An 18,552-nucleotide genomic window follows, 5' to 3' on the forward strand; every position below is an offset into this window, starting at 1 on the left:
GTCTTATAGAAAATAAGCACTAAGTAAATTGCCGGTAAAGGCGCTTTGCTTCAGCTCCAACTGTGCTTATTGTTCAACCTCCCGAAGAAGCTCACGCGCACAATGGTTGATTTATTCATGCAATTGTCTGGCCCCCGTAGTTCCCGTCGCTGGCTGATCAGCCTGTTAGTCCTGTTGGTTATCATCGGCCTGTGCTGGTGGTTGTGGCCGTCTTCGGGTCTGCACAAAGGCGCTACTGCGAAAGGCGCTACTGAGGTAGCTCAGCACAAGGGTGGGGGCGCGTCGAGGAGCGGAACGCCCCGGCCGGGTTTTGGTGGCTCAACCGGGCCGGTTCCTGTGCGTGTGGCGCCCGCAACCGTGGGTGACTTCCCGATTTACTACAAAGCGCTGGGCACTGTCACAGCAATGAATACAGTCAACGTGCGCAGCCAGGTCGCGGGGCAGTTGGTCAAACTCAACTTCGAGGAAGGGCAACTGGTCAAGGCGGGCGACTTGCTGGCCGAAATCGACCCACGCAGTTACCAGATTGCGCTGGAGCAGGCCGAAGGTACGCTGCTGACCAATCAGGCTCTGCTCAAAAATGCACAGATCGATCTAGAGCGCTATCGCGGCTTATATGCCGAAGACAGTATTGCCAAGCAGACACTGGACACCGCCGCTTCACTGGTTGGCCAGTATCAGGGCACTATCAAGACCAATCAGGCTGCGGTGGGAAACGCTAAACTCAATCTCGAATTCACCAAGATTCGCGCGCCCATCGCTGGGCGCACTGGGTTGCGCCAGCTAGATGTCGGCAACTTGGTGGCTGCCAATGACACCACAGCGCTGGTGGTCATCACCCAGACCAAACCGATCACCGTCAACTTCACCCTACCCGAGAAAGACCTGTCGGCGGTTATTGCGCGTTTTCACAGTGGCGACAAGCTGCCAGCGGAAGCCTGGGACCGGGGTGATGTGAAACTGCAAGCCACTGGTGTGCTATTCAGTCTGGACAACCAGATCGACGTCACCACGGGCACGTTGAAATTCAAGGCCCGTTTCGATAACCAGGACGAAGTGCTGTTTCCCAATCAGTTTGTCAACCTGCGCCTGCGTGCCGACACGCTCAAACACGCAGTGCTGGTGCCTTCGGCAGCAGTCCAGTTCGGCACCAACGGCACATTCGCCTATGTGATGGACGGTGACAAGAAGGTCAAGATTCGTCAGTTGCAAACGGGGGCAAGCGACGAAAGTTCCACAGTGATCACCAGCGGTCTGGCCGAAGGCGAGCGCGTGGTGCTTGAGGGCACTGACCGCTTGCGCGACGGCAGTGATGTGGAAGTGGTCAACGAAAGCAAGGACGTTCCCGTCACGCCCGGGCAGCATTTGCAGGGTCAACCGTCGAAGGACTCCGATAAATCGGCTGCGGCCGACAAGGCGGAAAAAGACCACGCATGAATATCTCCCGGCTGTTCATCCTGCGCCCGGTAGCGACCACCCTGAGCATGTTGGCCATCGTTCTGTCCGGTTTGATTGCTTATACGTTGTTGCCGGTCTCGGCCTTGCCTCAGGTGGACTACCCGACCATTCGCGTGCTGACGCTGTACCCTGGCGCCAGCCCGCAAGTGATGACCAGCGCGGTGACGGCACCGTTGGAACGGCAGTTCGGGCAGATGCCAGGGCTCACGCAAATGGCCTCGACCAGTTCCGGTGGCGCCTCGGTGATCACCCTGCGCTTTAGTCTTGACCTCAATATGGACGTCGCTGAGCAGGAAGTGCAGGCGGCGATCAACGGCGCAACCAACCTGTTACCCACTGATCTGCCGGCACCGCCGGTGTACAACAAGGTCAACCCGGCTGATACCCCGGTACTGACCCTGGCGATCACCTCCAAAACCATGCCGCTGCCAAAGCTTAACGACCTGGTCGATACGCGCATGGCGCAGAAGATCGCCCAGATCAGCGGCGTGGGCATGGTCAGCATTGCCGGTGGACAACGTCAGGCGGTACGGATCAAGGTCAACCCTGAGGCGCTGGCCGCCAATGGCCTGAACCTCGCGGATGTGCGCACGCTGATCGGTGCCTCCAACGTTAACCAGCCCAAGGGCAACTTCGATGGCCCGACGCGGGTATCGATGCTTGATGCCAACGACCAGTTGAAGTCGCCGCAGGAATACGCCGAACTCATCCTCGCCTATAAAAATGGCGCACCTTTGCGTCTGAAGGACGTGGCTCAGGTAGTCGACGGTGCGGAGAATGAGCGGCTGGCAGCCTGGGCCAACGAAAATCAGGCCGTGCTCCTCAATATCCAGCGCCAGCCCGGTGCCAACGTCATCGAAGTGGTCGACCGGATCAAGGCGCTACTGCCGAGCATTACTGACAATCTGCCCGCAGGCCTTGATGTCACTGTGTTGACTGACCGCACGCAAACCATTCGCGCTTCGGTCACTGACGTGCAGCATGAGTTGTTGATTGCCATCGTGCTGGTGGTGCTGGTCACTTTTCTGTTCTTGCGTCGGGTCAGTGCCACGATTATTCCATCGGTTGCCGTACCGCTTTCGCTGATCGGCACGTTTGGAGTGATGTACCTGGCCGGGTTCTCGGTCAACAACCTGACGTTGATGGCCATGACCATTGCCACCGGCTTTGTGGTGGATGATGCGATCGTCATGCTGGAAAACATCTCGCGACATCTGGAGGAGGGTGACACCCCCTTGCAAGCAGCACTCAAGGGGGCTCGGCAGATCGGTTTTACCTTGATCTCCCTGACGATTTCGCTGATTGCCGTGTTGATTCCGTTGCTGTTCATGGCCGATGTGGTCGGTCGGTTGTTCCGTGAGTTCGCGATCACCCTGGCGGTGGCCATCCTGATTTCCCTCGTGGTGTCCCTGACCCTCACGCCGATGATGTGCGCCAGGTTGCTCAAGCGTGAACCCGAAGCCGAGGAGCAGGGCCGTTTCTATCGCACTAGCGGGGCCTGGATTGATTGGCTGATTGCCGCCTACGGACGTAAGTTGCGGTGGGTGCTCAAGCATCAACCGTTGACCTTGTTGGTGGCCATCGCCACCCTCGGCTTGACCGTGTTCCTGTACCTGATCGTGCCTAAAGGCTTTTTTCCGGTGCAGGACACGGGAGTGATTCAGGGGATTTCCGAAGCGCCGCAATCGGTGTCCTTCGCCGCCATGAGCCAGCGTCAACAGTCGTTGGCGAACGTCATCCTGCAAGACCCGGCGGTAGCGAGTCTTTCGTCTTACATCGGTGTCGACGGCGATAACACAACGCTCAACAGCGGTCGCCTGCTGATCAACCTCAAACCGCATAACGAACGTGACCTGACTGCCACGCAGATTATTCAGCGACTGCAACCGCAGCTCGACAAGCTGTCGGGCATCCGCTTGTTCATGCAGCCGGTACAGGACTTGACCATCGAAGATCGGGTCAGCCGTACCCAGTATCAGTTCAGCATGTCGTCACCGGATGCGGACCTGCTGGCTCTGTGGAGTGGGAAACTGGTCGACGCCCTGAGCAAACGCGCGGAGCTGACCGATGTCGCCAGCGATTTGCAGGACAAAGGTTTGCAGGTGTACCTGCTGATCGACCGTGATGCGGCCAGTCGGCTCGGGGTCAGCGTGGCGAACATCACCGATGCGCTCTACGACGCTTTTGGTCAACGGCAAATTTCTACCATTTACACCCAGGCTAGCCAATACCGCGTGGTGATGCAGGCGGCTTCTGTAACTGATCTCGGACCACAGGCCTTGGATCAGATTCACGTCAAGACGACCTCCGGCACTCAGGTCAAACTGTCGAGCCTGGCGCGGGTCGAACAGCGCCAGGCGCAATTGGCCATCGCGCATATAGGCCAGTTTCCGTCGGTCATGATGTCGTTCAACCTGGCGCCGGGCGTGGCATTGGGCAACGCGGTGGAGGTGATCAATCAGGTGCAGAAGGACATCGGCATGCCCCTCGGTGTGCAGACTCAATTCCAGGGTGCCGCCCAGGCGTTCGAGGCGTCATTGTCGAGCACCTTGCTGCTGATTCTGGCGGCGGTAGTGACGATGTATATCGTGCTCGGCGTGCTGTACGAAAGTTACATCCACCCCATCACCATTCTCTCGACCTTGCCGTCCGCTGCGGTTGGCGCGCTGCTGGCGTTGCTGATCAGCGGCAACGATCTGGGGATGATCGCGATCATCGGCATCATTCTGTTGATCGGGATCGTCAAGAAAAACGCGATCATGATGATCGACTTCGCGCTGGACGCGGAGCGCAATCGAGGCGTAGATCCGGAAACGGCGATTTACGAAGCGGCGCTGCTGCGCTTCAGGCCGATCCTGATGACGACCATGGCTGCACTGTTCGGTGCCGTGCCGTTGATGCTCGCCAGTGGTTCCGGTGCCGAATTACGCCAGCCACTGGGGTTGGTGATGGTCGGCGGGCTGATGCTCAGCCAAGTATTGACGCTGTTCACCACGCCGGTGATCTACCTGTATTTCGACCGTCTGGCGCGTCGATGGGGCCACACACCCAGTGCGCCAGCGAGTCTGGAGCAGGCTGAAATATGAACCTGTCCGGGCCCTTCATTCGTCGGCCGGTCGCGACCATGCTCCTGAGTCTGGCGATCATATTGCTGGGTGGTGTCAGCTTTGGCCTGCTGCCGGTATCGCCGTTGCCGAATATGGACTTCCCGATCATAGTGGTCTCGGCCAGCCTGCCGGGGGCCAGTCCCGAGGTCATGGCCTCCACGGTGGCGACGCCGCTGGAACGCTCCCTGGGCACGATTGCCGGGATCAACACCATGAGCAGCCGTTCCAGCCAAGGGTCGACGCGGGTCATTTTGCAGTTCGACCTGAGTCGGGATATCAACGGCGCAGCGCGAGAAGTGCAGGCCGCGATCAATGCCTCGCGCAATCTGCTGCCCAGTGGCATGCGCAGCATGCCCACCTACAAAAAGGTAAACCCGTCGCAGGCACCGATCATGGTCCTGTCGCTGACCTCCGACGTACTGGAGAAGGGTCAGCTGTACGATCTGGCATCGACCATCCTCTCGCAAAGCCTGTCGCAGGTGAGCGGCGTCGGCGAAGTGCAGATCGGCGGCAGTTCGCTGCCCGCCGTACGGGTCGAACTGGAGCCTCAGTTGCTTAATCAGTACGGGGTATCGCTGGATGAGGTCCGCACCACGATTGCCAACGCCAACGTGCGCAAGCCTAAAGGGTCGGTGGAGGACGCCGAGCACAACTGGCAGGTGCAGGCCAATGACCAACTGGAAAAGGCCAAGGATTACGAGCCGCTGATCATTCGTTACCAAAACGGCGCAGCCTTGCGCCTGAGCCATGTGGCGAAAGTCAGTGATGCGGTGGAAGACCGCTACAACGCCGGCTTTTTCAATGATAAACAGGCTGTATTGTTGGTCATCAACCGTCAGGCCGGTGCCAATATTATCGAGACCGTGGCGCAGATCAAGGCGCAATTACCGGCCTTGCAGGCAGTGCTGCCGAGCAGTGTCAAGCTGGACCTGGCCATGGACCGTTCGCCCGTGATCAAGGCGACCCTGCACGAAGCCGAAACGACCCTGTTGATCGCCGTGACCCTGGTGATTCTGGTGGTGTTCTTTTTCCTGGGTAACTTCCGCGCTTCGCTGATCCCGACACTGGCGGTACCGGTATCGCTGGTTGGCACCTTTGCCATCATGTACCTGTCGGGTTTTTCCCTGAACAACTTGTCGTTGATGGCATTGATTCTCGCCACCGGTCTGGTGGTGGACGACGCCATTGTGGTGCTTGAGAACATCTCCCGGCACATCGATAAAGGCGTGCCACCGATGCAGGCCGCGTATCTGGGCGCCAAGGAAGTGGGTTTCACCTTGTTGTCGATGAACGTGTCGCTGGTGGCGGTGTTCCTCTCGATCCTGTTCATGGGCGGCATCATCGCCAGTCTGTTTCGCGAGTTTTCCATCACCCTGGCGGCATCGATCATCGTCTCGTTGGTGGTGTCTCTGACCCTGACCCCCATGCTGTGTGCGCGCTGGCTGAAACCCCATGATCCGGAGCAGGAAAATGCGTTGCAACGCTGGAGTCGCCGCCTTAACGAACGCATGGTTGCGGGCTACGACCGCAGTCTCGGTTGGGTGTTGCATCATCGCCGGCTGACCCTGTTGAGCCTGTTGATCACCATCGGCGTGAATATCGCACTGTACGTGGTGGTGCCCAAAACCTTCATGCCACAGCAGGACACCGGGCAGTTGATTGGCTACATACGGGGCGACGATGGCCTGTCGTTCTCGGTGATGCAGCCCAAGATGGAGATTTTTCGGCGTGCGGTACTGGCTGACCCTGCCGTTGATACCGTCGCCGGCTTCATCGGTGGCAACGGCGGCACCAACAACGCCACCATGATCGTGCGGCTCAAGCCGATCAAGGAGCGTAATCTTGCCGCTGATAAAGTGATCGAGCGCTTGCGCAAAAATATGCCGCAAGTCCCCGGTGGACGTTTGTTTTTGATGGCCGATCAAGACCTGCAATTCGGCGGCGGGCGTGAGCAGACCACCTCGCAATACCAATACATCCTGCAAAGCGGCGATCTGGCCAGCCTGCGTGTCTGGTACCCGAAAGTACTGGCGGCGCTCAAGTCGTTGCCGGAACTGACCGCCATTGATGGGCGCGAAGGCCGTGGGGCGCAACAAGTCACGCTGCAAGTGGACCGTGATACCGCCAAGCGCCTGGGTGTCGATATGAACATGGTCACGGCAGTGCTGAACAATGCTTACAGTCAACGCCAGATTTCCACCATTTATGAGAGCCTCAACCAGTATCAGGTGGTGATGGAGGTCAACCCGAAATACGCTCAGGACCCGGTGACGCTCAATCAGGTTCAGGTAATCACGGCCACTGGCCAGCGCATCCCACTGTCGAGCATCGCCCACTACGAACGTAGCCTCGAAGATGACCGCGTCACCCATGACGGACAGTTTGCCTCGGAGGATATTTCCTTCGATCTGGCGGAGGGTGTGACGCTCGAGCAAGGGACCGCCGCCATTGAGCACGCAGTGGCCAAGGTCGGTTTGCCCTCCGATGTCATCGCCAAGATGGCCGGCACAGCCGACGCTTTTGCAGCCGCCCAGAAGACCCAGCCGTGGATGATTCTGGGTGCGCTGGTGGTGGTGTATCTGGTGCTTGGCATTCTTTATGAAAGCTATATTCACCCGTTGACCATTCTTTCGACGTTACCGTCGGCAGGGGTCGGTGCGTTGTTGTCGATCTATCTGCTGGGTGGCCAATTCAGTCTGATTTCGTTGCTCGGCCTGTTCCTGCTGATCGGCGTGGTGAAGAAAAACGCGATTCTGATGATTGACCTTGCGCTGCAATTGGAGCGTGAATCCGGGATGACGCCGCTGGACTCGATCCGCAGCGCGTGCCTGCAACGCCTACGGCCGATTCTGATGACGACGCTGGCGGCAATTCTTGGCGCCTTGCCCCTGCTGCTGAGCAGCGCCGAAGGGGCAGAAATGCGCCATCCGTTGGGCCTGACCATTATCGGCGGCCTGATCTTCAGCCAGATTCTGACCCTTTACACCACCCCGGTGGTTTACCTTTATCTCGACCGTCTGCGCCATCGTTTCAATAAATGGCGTGGCGTGCGCACCGATGCTGCTTTGGAAGCTCCGCTATGACCGACTGCCCGCAAATCAAACCCATGTTTCAGCTACCTGCGCGTTGGCTTGGCATGGGGCTTTGCGCAGTGCTCTTGAGCGCCTGTGCGGTTGGCCCTGACTATAAAAAGCCGGAAATGGCCACGCCTGCGCAGTTCAAACAAGCTGAAGGCTGGCGTCAGGCGGCGCCTGGCGATGCGTTGGCGCGGGGCGCCTGGTGGGAGTTGTATGGCGATGTGCAACTCAACGGGCTGGTGGAGAAACTCAACAGTTCGAACCAGACCGTCGCCCAATTTGAAGCTCAGTACCGACAGGCCAAGGCCTTGGTGCGCAGTGCTCGTGGTGCTTTCTTTCCGACGCTTGATCTCAGTGCGAGTAAAAACCGCTCCAGTCAGGGCGCCGGGAGCAGCAGTTCGAGCCTGAGCAGTTCTGCCAGCGGTATCCGTGACACCTACAGCACTCAGCTGGGTGTCAGTTGGGAGGCTGATATCTGGGGCAAGTTGCGTCGTGGTCTGGAAGCCGACAGGGCCAGCGCTCAGGCGAGCCTTGCCGATCTGGCGTCGATGCAACTGAGCTTGCAGTCGGAGTTGGTGCAGAACTACCTGCAGTTGAGGGTGATCGACGAACAAAAACGTCTTCTTGAGTCCACGGTCGAGGCTTACCAACGCTCGCTGACCATGACTCAAAACCAGTACCGTGCCGGTATCTCCGGTAAAGATGCGGTTGCGCAGGCACAGACCCAGCTAAAAACCACCCAGGCTGATTTGATTGATTTGATCTGGCAGCGTGCTAAGTTTGAGAACGCAATCGCCGTGCTGATGGGCCAGGCCCCGGCGGACTTCAGTCTGGAGGCCACGACGGCCATTCCAGCGTTGCCGCAGATCCCGCTGGAGCTGCCATCGCAACTGCTCGAGCGCCGCCCGGACATCGCTGCGGCCGAACGCTCGGTGATGGCGGCCAATGCCAATATCGGTGTCGCCAAGGCTGCGTACTACCCCGACCTGACGTTGAGCATGAATGGCGGCTATAGCAGCTCCACGTTCACCAACTGGATCAGTTTGCCGAACCGTTTCTGGTCGGTCGGACCGCAATTGGCGATGACCTTGTTCGATGGTGGTCAGCGCTCGGCGGAGGTCGATCGCACCGAAGCGGTTTACGATCAGACCGTGGCCCAATACCGCCAAACCGTGCTGAATGGTTTTCAAGAAGTGGAAAACTATCTGGTTCAGCTCAAAGTGTATGAGGACGAGGCTCGAGTGCGCACAGAGGCCTTGGTGGCGGCACGGGAGTCCTTGCGCTTGACCAACAATCAGTACAAGGCCGGCCTGATCGCTTACCTGGATGTGGTCAACGTGCAAACGACCGCGCTGAGCAACGAAAGAAGCGTGCTGACCCTGCTGCAAAGCCGGCTGATTGCCAGCGTACAACTGATCGCCGCGTTGGGCGGCGGTTGGAGCGCAGAAAACGGGCTGAATATTCAGGAGTGAAGCTATTGGGTTCGGGGTGTACACCCACTATTCAGGGAGTACACATTTAAGTAAACGGACCGCGACAAGCCAGTCAATTTGGGTACAATCTGCGACTTTACCCTCGGTATGAATGCCTATCATTTGCCCCGGTCGCGAGAAGTCTCATGCTTATTGGTAATTACACATTCTCGCTGGTTATGATTTCCATTTTCGTGGCGATCCTGGCGTCCTACACCGCGTTGGATTTGACCGGTCGCATTGCCACGGCCAAGGGTCGTGCAGTTCATTTCTGGATGGCCGGCGGGGCGCTGGCCATGGGCATTGGCATCTGGTCGATGCATTTCATCGGGATGCTTGCCTTCCATCTGCCAGTCGAGCTTGGCTACGACCTGCCAATCACATTACTGTCGTTGTTGATTGCCGTTTTGTCCTCCGGTTTTGCCCTATGGCTCGTTAGTCAGTCGCACCTTCAAGCCCTGCAGTTAGGCCTTGGTGCGCTGATCATGGGCGCAGGCATCAGCGCCATGCACTATTGCGGCATGGCAGCGTTGCGTATGCAACCAGGCATCATTTACGACCCCTCGTTGTTTGCCTGTTCCCTGGTGATCGCGGTCAGTGCTTCAGCGGTGGCCCTGTGGGTCGCCTTTCATTTGCGCCAGCACTCACCTTATGTACGTCTGGCCCGGGGCGGGGCGGCGGTGATCATGGGCATCGCGATTGTCGGGATGCATTACACCGGCATGGCGGCGGCAAATTTTGCCGCTGATAGTTTCTGCGGCGCTGCCGGCAGCGGTTTGCGGGTCGATGGCCTGGACAAACTGGTACTGGTTACCAGCCTTGCGGTTTTGAGCATTGCCTTGCTGACCTCGATTCTCGACGCCCGCATGGAGGCTCGCACTGCCGTACTGTCCAACTCGCTGAGAATGGCCAATCTGGAACTGACCCAACTGGCCCTGCACGACACGTTGACTGGTCTGCCCAATCGGGTGTTGCTGGCGGACCGTATCGAACAGGCTATACGCAAGGTCGACAAGCACGGCGGCTATTTTGCGCTGATGTTCATGGACCTGGATGGGTTCAAACCCGTCAACGACGCGTTTGGTCATCATATGGGTGACTTGCTGTTGCGCCAGGTTGCGCTGCGCCTGCGCGAAGACCTGCACAGTCAAAACACCCTGGCGCGTATCGGCGGTGATGAGTTTGTGCTGTTGCTCGAGTTGAACGATCGGTACGACGCCCCTGGCCTTGCGGCCCGTCAGGTGACGTTGATCGCTCAGCCATTCGTGGTCGCCGACCATAGCTTGCAAGTCTCCGCGAGCATCGGCATCGCCCTGTATCCCGGCAATGGCCAGACCCAGCATGAGTTGCTGATAAACGCCGACGCTGCGATGTACCACGCCAAAGGCGCGGGGAAAAACGGTTACAGCTTTTTCGATGCGTCGATGAACACCAATGCCCGCAACCAATTGCAGTTGCTGCAAGACCTGCGTCAGGCGCTCAAGCAAGAGCAGTTTTGCGTGTATTACCAGCCAAAATTCGATGCCGGCACAGGTCTGCCCGTCGGCGCTGAAGCGCTATTGCGTTGGAATCACCCCCAACAGGGGCTGCTGCTGCCGGACAAGTTCATCGGGCTTGCGGAAAAGACCGGGCTAATCATTCCGATTGGCGAATGGGTGCTCAACGAAGCCTGCCGGCAGATGAGCATCTGGTACGAACAGGGCTATACCGACTGGCGCATTGCGGTGAACCTCTCCACTTTGCAGTTCTGTCACAACGATTTGGTCACCAGCGTTGCCACAGCCTTGGCGTTGCATCGTCTGCCAGCAAACAGTCTGACCCTGGAAATCACCGAAACCACCGCCATGAGTGACGCCGATGCCAGCATGACCGTGTTGCAACAGCTCTCGGAGATGGGGGTGGACCTGTCCATCGATGACTTTGGCACCGGCTACTCCAGCCTGATGTACCTCAAGCGTTTGCCCGCCAATGAACTAAAGATTGACCGTGGTTTTGTCCGCGACCTGGAGCACGACAGCGACGACGTGGCCATCGTTTCAGCAATCGTCGCCCTGGGCCGCGCGCTGGGTTTGCGCATCGTCGCCGAAGGCGTCGAAACCGACATGCAGCAAAGCTTCCTGACCCAGCTTGGCTGCAACTCTCTGCAGGGTTTCCTCTTGGGTCATCCGTTGCCGGCCGTGCGGTTTATGGCGGACATCACCCGCGCGGAGCAGGCCACCGGGGCTGAGTCCGTGCCCGCTGTAGTGTGATCGGTGTCGGGTCGTGTCTTTCTCTCATCTTAATCCTGCGCTAGGCTGATCATCTTTCAGGCACTGATCGGAAGCTCACCATGGAAAAAATCCTTCTCATCACTGGCAGCTCTCGTGGCATCGGTGCCGCGACGGCCTTGCTCGCCGCCGAGCAGGGTTATCGAATCTGCATCAATTATCTGACCGATCATCAGGCCGCCGAGCAGGTTTGCGTGCAAGTTCGCAAACTCGGTGCGCAGGTGATTGCGGTGCAGGCGGATGTCAGTGATGAAGACGAAATCATCGGCTTGTTCGCCCGGATTGATGCCGAGCTGGGGCCTGTGACGGCGCTGGTCAACAATGCAGGCACCGTGGCGCAGGCCTCTCGGGTCGAAGAAATGTCCGAGTTCCGCATGCTCCGAATGATGAAAATCAACGTGGTCGGTCCGATGCTGTGTGCCAAGCACGCCTTGCTGCGTATGTCACCCCGCCACGGCGGCAAAGGTGGCAGCATCGTCAACGTCTCTTCGGTCGCGGCTCGGCTCGGGGCATCGGGGGAATATGTCGACTATGCCGCCTCAAAAGGCGCACTTGACACGTTCACCATCGGTTTGGCGCGGGAAGTGGCGGGAGAGGGGATTAGGGTCAACGCGGTCCGGCCTGGCTATATCTTCACCGATTTTCATGCCTTGAGCGGCGATCCTCTGCGGGTTAGCAAACTCGAATCCGGCATCCCCATGGGGCGTGGTGGCTGCGCGGAGGAAGTGGCTGAGGCGATCATCTGGCTGCTGTCGGCGAAGGCCAGTTACGCCACCGGGACGTTTATCGATCTGGGTGGCGGTCGATAGCGTTGCGAGGCTCGCGACACAGGTTCTGTCAGAACGAGCGGATAATCCGGCCCAAGGTCTCCATGGCTTTTTCCGACGCATCACTCCATGGGCTGCCGTAGTTGAGGCGGATGCAGTTACGAAAACGCTGGGTTGGGGAAAAAATCGGTCCGGGGGCAATGCTGATACCTTGGGCCAGGGCCATCTGGAACAGTTTCAATGAATCCATTTGCTCTGGCAGTTCCAGCCACAGGAAATACCCGCCTGCCGGCTGACTGACCCGTGTCTGTGCCGGGAAATAGCGGGCGATGGCGCTGAGCATGGCGCTTTGTTGTTCTTCCAGGGCATAGCGCAGTTTGCGCAGGTGTCGATCATAGCCGCCGTGCTGCAGATAATCGGCGATTGCAGCTTGAGCGGGCATCGACGCGCAGAGTGAGGTCATCAGTTTCAGACGCTCGATTTTCTGCGCATAACGTCCGGCAGCGACCCAGCCAATTCGATAGCCCGGCGCCAGGCTCTTGGCAAACGATCCGCAATGCATCACCAGTCCTTCCGTGTCGAAGGCTTTGGCTGGCTTAGGGGCTTGTGGGCTGTAATACAGTTCGGCGTAAACGTCATCCTCAATCAGCGGCACTTGATGCTGGCGCAGCAATTCAACCAACTCACGTTTCTTCGCTTCGGGCATGGTGGCGCCCATCGGGTTCTGAAAGCTGGTCATGCACCAGCACACTTTGATCGGGTGTCGCTCCAACGTTTGTGCGAGTACGCCCAAGTCGATGCCATCGCGTGGATGCACGGGTATTTCCACGGCTTTGAGCTTCAGTCGTTCCAGTATTTGCAGGCAAGCGTAGAATGCTGGCGCTTCGATCGCCACCAGATCACCTGGCTCTGTCACCGCCTGCAGGCACAAATTCAGGGCTTCCAGCGCGCCGTTGGTGATCAGCAGTTCTTCCATCGGCAACATCAAGCCGCCGACCATGTACCGTAAGGCGATCTGTCGGCGCAGTTGCGGATTGCCCGGCGACATATCAGTGACCACCATACGCGGGTCCATTTGGCGGCTGGCGCTGGCCAGAGAACGCGCCAACCGTTGCAGCGGAAACAGCGTCGGGCTTGGGAAGGCCGAACCAAACGGCACGGTCTGTGGGTCTTTGATCGAGTCGAGTACCGAGAACACCAGTTCACTGACATCCACCTCAGTGGACTCACTGGCCTGTGTGCTAATCACCGGCTCGGAAAACTGTCGTAGCGCATTGTTGTTGACGAAGTAACCGGAGCGCGGCCGCGCCCGGATCAGCCCGCGCCGTTCCAGCAGGTAATAGGCCTGGAACACCGTCGAGGGGCTGACCCCATAAGTCTGGCTGGCATAACGCACCGAGGGCACCCGCTGGCCGGGGCCCAATACGCCAGAGCGGATCAGTTCAGCGATATCGTCTGCAAACTTTTCATAACGTTTCATCGGTTCTCGCTGACTGGCGGTCTGACGGGGACGTGCGGTAAGCATCACTTTAAAGGGATCAGCGATTGAGCGGGGCGACAAACCGGCTTTTTGCCAGACTGCGCACGCTGGCGTCATCACTGTCCACCACTTCAAAGCTGATGCTTTGTGAGCCACTGCTCGGGTGTTCGGCGATCATGGCCACCGATACCGGCAAATCGATGATTTCCCCAGCGGCGAGGCTGACCTCGGTCTTGCCCTGTAACTGGAAGCCATTCCCATCGACAAGCGCCAGACGATACTGCTGACGTTGCTGGGTTTTGTTGATGATTTTCAGGCTGTAGATGTTTTCGATCTGGCCCAGGCTGTTTTCCCGGAACAGCCCACGGTCCTTGCTGACATCCAGCGACACCATGGGCCGCTCGACCAGCGCCAGCACCAGCGCGCCAATCATCACCAGCAATACGACGCAGTAGCCGATTAAACGTGGGCGCAGCAGATGGGTCTGACCGCCTTGCAATACGGTTTCCGAGGTGTAACTGACCAGACCACGGGCATAGCCCATTTTGTCCATGATCGAGTCACAGGCATCGATACAGGCGGCGCAGCCAATGCACTCCATCTGCAAGCCATCACGAATGTCGATGCCGGTCGGGCACACCTGCACGCACATCTGGCAATCAATGCAATCGCCCAGGCCCACCGACGCCGGCTCGACCTCACGTTTGCGTGGCCCACGGTTTTCACCGCGAGCAGCGTCGTAGGACACGGTGAGGGTGTCTTTATCGAACATCACGCTTTGAAAGCGCGCATAGGGGCACATGTGCATGCAGACTGCTTCACGCAGCCAGCCGGCATTGATATAGGTCGCACCCGCGAAAAACAGCACCCAGAACAGGCTGACGCCACTCAGCTGCAAGGTCAGCAGTTCGTCAGCCAGCGGGCGAATCGGGGTGAAATAACCGACGAAGGTCAGGCCGGTCAATACGCTGATCGCCAGCCACAGACTGTGCTTCGCCGAGCGTCGTAGCAGCTTGTTCATACCCCACGGCGCAGCTTGCAACTTGATCCGCTGATTGCGCTCGCCTTCGGTGAGCTTCTCACACCACATGAAAATCCAGGTCCAGGAACTCTGTGGGCAGGTATACCCGCACCAGACTCTTCCTGCGAACACCGTGATGGCGAACAAGCCAAAGGCGCAAATGATCAGTAACGCCGACAGCAGAATGAAGTCCTGCGGCCAGAACGTCGCACCGAAAATATGAAATTTACTCTCGGCCAAATCCCAAAGCACCGCCTGACGCCCGGCCCAGTCGAGCCAGACAGTGCCGAAAAACAGCAGGAACAGAACCCCCGCGCCGCTCACGCGTAGATTGCGGAACAGCCCGGTAAAGCTGCGGGTATGGATCAAATTGTCACTGGACTTGACCTTCATTTTTGCTCTGGAAGGTTCGACGAGTTCAATGATCTGGACAGGAATTCTTTCGCTCATGGTTGGATGCTCATCAGCCTGTATCAGGCCAATGAACTATGAGCGAGCAACTGAGTGCATAACAGACTCAGGTATTTGATAAAAAAGCGGATCAGATGAGATTTTGTCCCAGCGCTGCGCTGGGTTTTTCATCCCTGTAGCGGTGTGTTTTCACCCTGTTTTTCGCCTATCCCATCGAGGGATTTCGAGTGTCAGCCATTGAGCCTCGGCGGCTTGAGTGGCTAATGGGTCTTAAGACAGAACCGTTAAATAAGGACCAGACCTATAAAACACTTACTCGAGATCACAGTGTTCCTCACTTCGGTGTTGGCTCAAGCTGACATAGGCGTGGCAGATCGGCACCTCAGAGCCGTCCTGGATCATGACGGGACGTTGATTGAAGAGCAGGGCGATTGGCTGCTTGGCATTGATGTCGAGCAGCACCTTGCGCACACCACCTTGACCCTGGTAACCAAGCCGGTCGTGTTCACATCCGCGCCTCGGTGCGTGATGAATGGTCTGCGACCTGAGAACCTGATAGTGGATTATTTTCTCGGCAGTACCGCCGCAGTAAACGGCAGTACAGCGCCGGGCAAAATAGTCGTAAGGTTGAGCCGGCAAAATAGTCGGGCGCGTGGTCCCTTTATTGTGACGTGTTATTAAACGCTGCTTTGCGAACACGCTTGCTCGCGGCAATCACCCATGCTCTTTGGCCTTGTGCCCATCCTTCAATATGGCGTGTCACTCCGCAACGGTGTTATGCCGATCGTCTCGCGCGCCACGGGTGAGCAGGCTCTCGGCTTCTGCTTCGGTGATGGGCACGCTTTTGCCACCCACCTGCGCTTCAGACATGTGCGTGGCGTCATTGGTGATGATCACCACATCGCTTACAAGGCTTTGATAACGGACGTCCTCGATCAATGCGGAGCAATGCGTGTTGGTGCTATCGAATTCCAGAGGCATGGGTGTACTCCTTGAAAAAAATTGACCCGGGTAGATAACGTTCAAGAATAGCGGGAGGCTCTGCGGCAGGCGGATCGCCCTTAGGTGGCTCGGACGTTGGTGGCATCGTGGGCGGCGGCTCCTGCTCGGGCTTTGGCACGGGCAATGCTGGATCGTCGATCATCGGATCGGGCGTTTCGGCGGGGATAGGGATATTCATCAGTTTCATCTCCTGGTCCCTTCGGTTTATGGGTTTTTCCAACGCTTGATGAGTTGGACATCTGAACCGTGCAAAAGACTCCGACCATTGCTAAAGCCCGGTCTAAGCTCATTCTCGCGGTTAAACCCTTTTGAACTTTTACTATAGGCTGGGGCTCGGAACCTATGCGGCCCGGCGAGGAGTATCAGCGCAGGAATGGGCTCGCTCATTTTTTTCAATCGCACATATTTTGCGCAAGAGCGTCTTTATAAAGGGCGTGAGGAGTGATGCTCGATGAATGTGACCGCTGATCAGCCCTATGGTCCGGATTCTTTGGCCACTGATATTCCACACCCTACCCAGCCTTTATCCCTGACCCAGGCCCTGCAATTACCCCGTATTGTGATCGAAAGCACGATGCCGGTGATCGAGGGCGGGCTGTTTGCGGTGAAGGCGATTATTGGGCAGCCGGTGAAGGTGACCAGCAAGGTGTTCGCCGATGGTCACGACAAGCTGTCGGTGTTGATTCGTTGGCGTGCTGCCGATGAAGAGCATTGGCACAGTGCTCGAATGCACGAGCTGGTCAATGACAGCTGGGAAGGTGAGTTCACCCCGACCTCAGTCGCTCGTTACGTATTCAGGCTCGAAGCGTGGATCGATCAGTTCGCCAGCTATCGCTATGAACTTCAGAAAAAGCATGGCGCTGGGGTGCCAATCCATCTGGAGTTGGAGGAGGGGCGCATTCATCTGTGCCAAGCGGCTGAGTGCAGTAAGGCTGAACTGCGAGAGCAAATCAGCGCAGTAATCGAGCATTTTGGGCAAAGTGGCCCGGAGGCTCAGCTTGCATTGCTCCTGCACAGTGAAACCGCGGCACTGATGGCCCAGGCTGAAAATCACGCCTTCCTGAGTCGTAGTGTCGAATTCCCGCTGGATGTAGAGCGTAAGCTGGCGCAGTTCGCCAGTTGGTATGAGCTGTTTCCGCGTTCGGTCACGGACGATCCGGCGCGTCACGGCACTTTCAATGACGTGCTGCAACGCCTGCCGATGCTTCAGGAAATGGGTTTCGACGTGTTGTATTTTCCGCCGATCCATCCTATCGGCCGTGCGTATCGCAAGGGGCCGAATAATTCGCTGGTGGCAGGCCCGGATGACCCGGGTAGCCCATACGCCATTGGCAGCCCCGAAGGTGGGCATGACGCGATTCACCCGCAATTGGGCAGCCGCGAGGATTTCCGCAATCTGGTGAAGACCGCTGCTGAATATGGCCTTGAGGTTGCTCTGGATTTTGCTATCCAGTGCTCACAGGATCATCCGTGGCTCAAGGAGCATCCGGGCTGGTTCTCCTGGCGCCCGGACGGCAGTATTCGTTATGCGGAAAACCCGCCGAAGAAATACCAGGATATCGTTAACGTCGACTTTTATGCCCCTGACGCGATCCCCAGTTTGTGGTTGGAGCTGCGTGACGTTGTCCTGTGCTGGATTGAGGAGGGCGTGAAGATCTTTCGCGTCGACAATCCTCACACAAAACCGCTGCCGTTCTGGCAATGGATGATTGCTGATATTCGTAGCCAACACCCGGAAGTCATGTTCCTCGCCGAAGCGTTCACCAAACCGGCGATGATGGCGCGATTGGGTATGGTCGGGTACTCCCAGAGCTATACGTATTTCACCTGGCGCAACACCAAGTCCGAGTTGGCAGAGTATTTCACTCAGCTGAATCAGCTACCTTGGCGCGATTGTTATCGCCCCAACTTTTTTGTGAACACCCCCGACATCAACCCGTTCTTTCTGCATGAGTCCGGCCGTGCCGGATTCTTGATTCGTGCGGCGCTGGCAACCATGGGGTCGGGCCTGTGGGGCATGTATTCCGGGTTCGAATTGTGCGAAGCCGCGCCGATACCCGGTAAGGAAGAGTACCTGGACTCGGAGAAATATCAGCTGCGGCCACGTGATTACACAGCGCCCGGCAACATCATTGCCGAAATTGCCCAGCTCAATCGCATCCGCCGGCAGAACCCTGCCTTGCAAACGCACTTGGGCCTGCAGATCTATAACGCCTGGAATGACAATATTCTGTATTTCGGCAAGCGCAGCGCCGACGGCAGCAACATGATTCTGGTGGCTGTCAGCCTAGACCCGGTCAACGCCCAGGAAGCACATTTTGAATTGCCTCTGTGGGAGATGGGTTTGCCCGATGATGCTTCAACCTCGGGTGAAGACTTGATGACTGGGCATCGCTGGACCTGGTACGGCAAGACACAGTGGATGCGCATCGAACCTTGGCATCAGCCTTTCGGCATCTGGCGTATCCAGGCCACGAATTAAAAGGAACC

At 57.8% G+C, this 18,552-nt stretch carries 12 protein-coding genes; 7 read left to right on the forward strand and 5 right to left on the reverse strand.

The annotated features are described in order from the left end of the window. Positions 1-102: 102 nt before the first annotated feature. The 6 genes from AC1ME2_RS25835 to AC1ME2_RS25860 all read left to right on the forward strand — a co-directional run bounded on the left by AC1ME2_RS25835 (position 103) and on the right by AC1ME2_RS25860 (position 12,190). Positions 103-1,437 (forward strand): MdtA/MuxA family multidrug efflux RND transporter periplasmic adaptor subunit, encoded by a 1,335-nt coding sequence (locus tag AC1ME2_RS25835; protein ID WP_480438002.1) that lies wholly within the window; start codon positions 103-105, stop codon positions 1,435-1,437. Then, the gene (locus AC1ME2_RS25840) at positions 1,434-4,544 is read left to right on the forward strand and encodes an MdtB/MuxB family multidrug efflux RND transporter permease subunit (RefSeq protein ID WP_480438003.1); all 3,111 of its coding nucleotides are present in this window, start codon (positions 1,434-1,436) and stop codon (positions 4,542-4,544) included. The genes AC1ME2_RS25835 and AC1ME2_RS25840 overlap by 4 nt, the downstream gene beginning before the upstream one ends. Continuing rightward, positions 4,541-7,648, forward strand: a complete 3,108-nt coding sequence (locus AC1ME2_RS25845; RefSeq protein ID WP_480438005.1) for an efflux RND transporter permease subunit — start codon at positions 4,541-4,543, stop codon at positions 7,646-7,648. The genes AC1ME2_RS25840 and AC1ME2_RS25845 overlap by 4 nt, the downstream gene beginning before the upstream one ends. 23 nt (positions 7,649-7,671) lie before the next feature. Then, entirely contained in the window at positions 7,672-9,114 is a 1,443-nt protein-coding gene (locus AC1ME2_RS25850; RefSeq protein WP_480442333.1) for an efflux transporter outer membrane subunit, read from the forward strand. Positions 9,115-9,260: 146 nt separating this feature from the next. After that, positions 9,261-11,363 (forward strand): putative bifunctional diguanylate cyclase/phosphodiesterase, encoded by a 2,103-nt coding sequence (locus AC1ME2_RS25855; protein ID WP_480438007.1) that lies wholly within the window; start codon positions 9,261-9,263, stop codon positions 11,361-11,363. Positions 11,364-11,443: 80 nt separating this feature from the next. After that, positions 11,444-12,190 (forward strand): SDR family oxidoreductase, encoded by a 747-nt coding sequence (locus AC1ME2_RS25860; RefSeq protein WP_480438010.1) that lies wholly within the window; start codon positions 11,444-11,446, stop codon positions 12,188-12,190. A gap of 28 nt (positions 12,191-12,218) precedes the next feature. Here AC1ME2_RS25860 and mapR read toward each other — a convergent pair whose 3' ends face one another. From mapR to AC1ME2_RS25885, 5 genes are all read right to left on the reverse strand, one after another. Continuing rightward, positions 12,219-13,628, reverse strand: a complete 1,410-nt coding sequence (mapR, locus tag AC1ME2_RS25865; protein ID WP_480438013.1) for a GntR family transcriptional regulator MpaR — start codon at positions 13,626-13,628, stop codon at positions 12,219-12,221. Positions 13,629-13,686: 58 nt separating this feature from the next. Then, the gene (gene ccoG / locus AC1ME2_RS25870) at positions 13,687-15,099 is read right to left on the reverse strand and encodes a cytochrome c oxidase accessory protein CcoG (RefSeq protein ID WP_480438015.1); all 1,413 of its coding nucleotides are present in this window, start codon (positions 15,097-15,099) and stop codon (positions 13,687-13,689) included. A 273-nt stretch (positions 15,100-15,372) separates the two neighbouring features. Continuing rightward, positions 15,373-15,759: a hypothetical protein gene (locus AC1ME2_RS25875; protein ID WP_480438018.1), complete on the reverse strand. Its 387-nt coding sequence runs from the start codon at positions 15,757-15,759 to the stop codon at positions 15,373-15,375. 60 nt (positions 15,760-15,819) lie between these two features. Next, on the reverse strand, positions 15,820-16,041 hold the full coding sequence (locus AC1ME2_RS25880) for a DUF3203 family protein (protein WP_480438020.1): 222 nt from the start codon (positions 16,039-16,041) through the stop codon (positions 15,820-15,822). Then, positions 16,022-16,240: a hypothetical protein gene (locus tag AC1ME2_RS25885; protein ID WP_480442413.1), complete on the reverse strand. Its 219-nt coding sequence runs from the start codon at positions 16,238-16,240 to the stop codon at positions 16,022-16,024. Before AC1ME2_RS25885 ends, AC1ME2_RS25880 begins: the two co-directional genes overlap by 20 nt. 273 nt (positions 16,241-16,513) lie before the next feature. Between AC1ME2_RS25885 and AC1ME2_RS25890 the strand changes: the two genes are divergently transcribed. Next, entirely contained in the window at positions 16,514-18,544 is a 2,031-nt protein-coding gene (locus tag AC1ME2_RS25890; RefSeq protein WP_480438022.1) for an alpha-1,4-glucan--maltose-1-phosphate maltosyltransferase, read from the forward strand. The last annotated feature ends 8 nt before the right edge of the window (positions 18,545-18,552 follow it).

The organism is Pseudomonas sp. ASL9 (assembly GCF_056680335.1).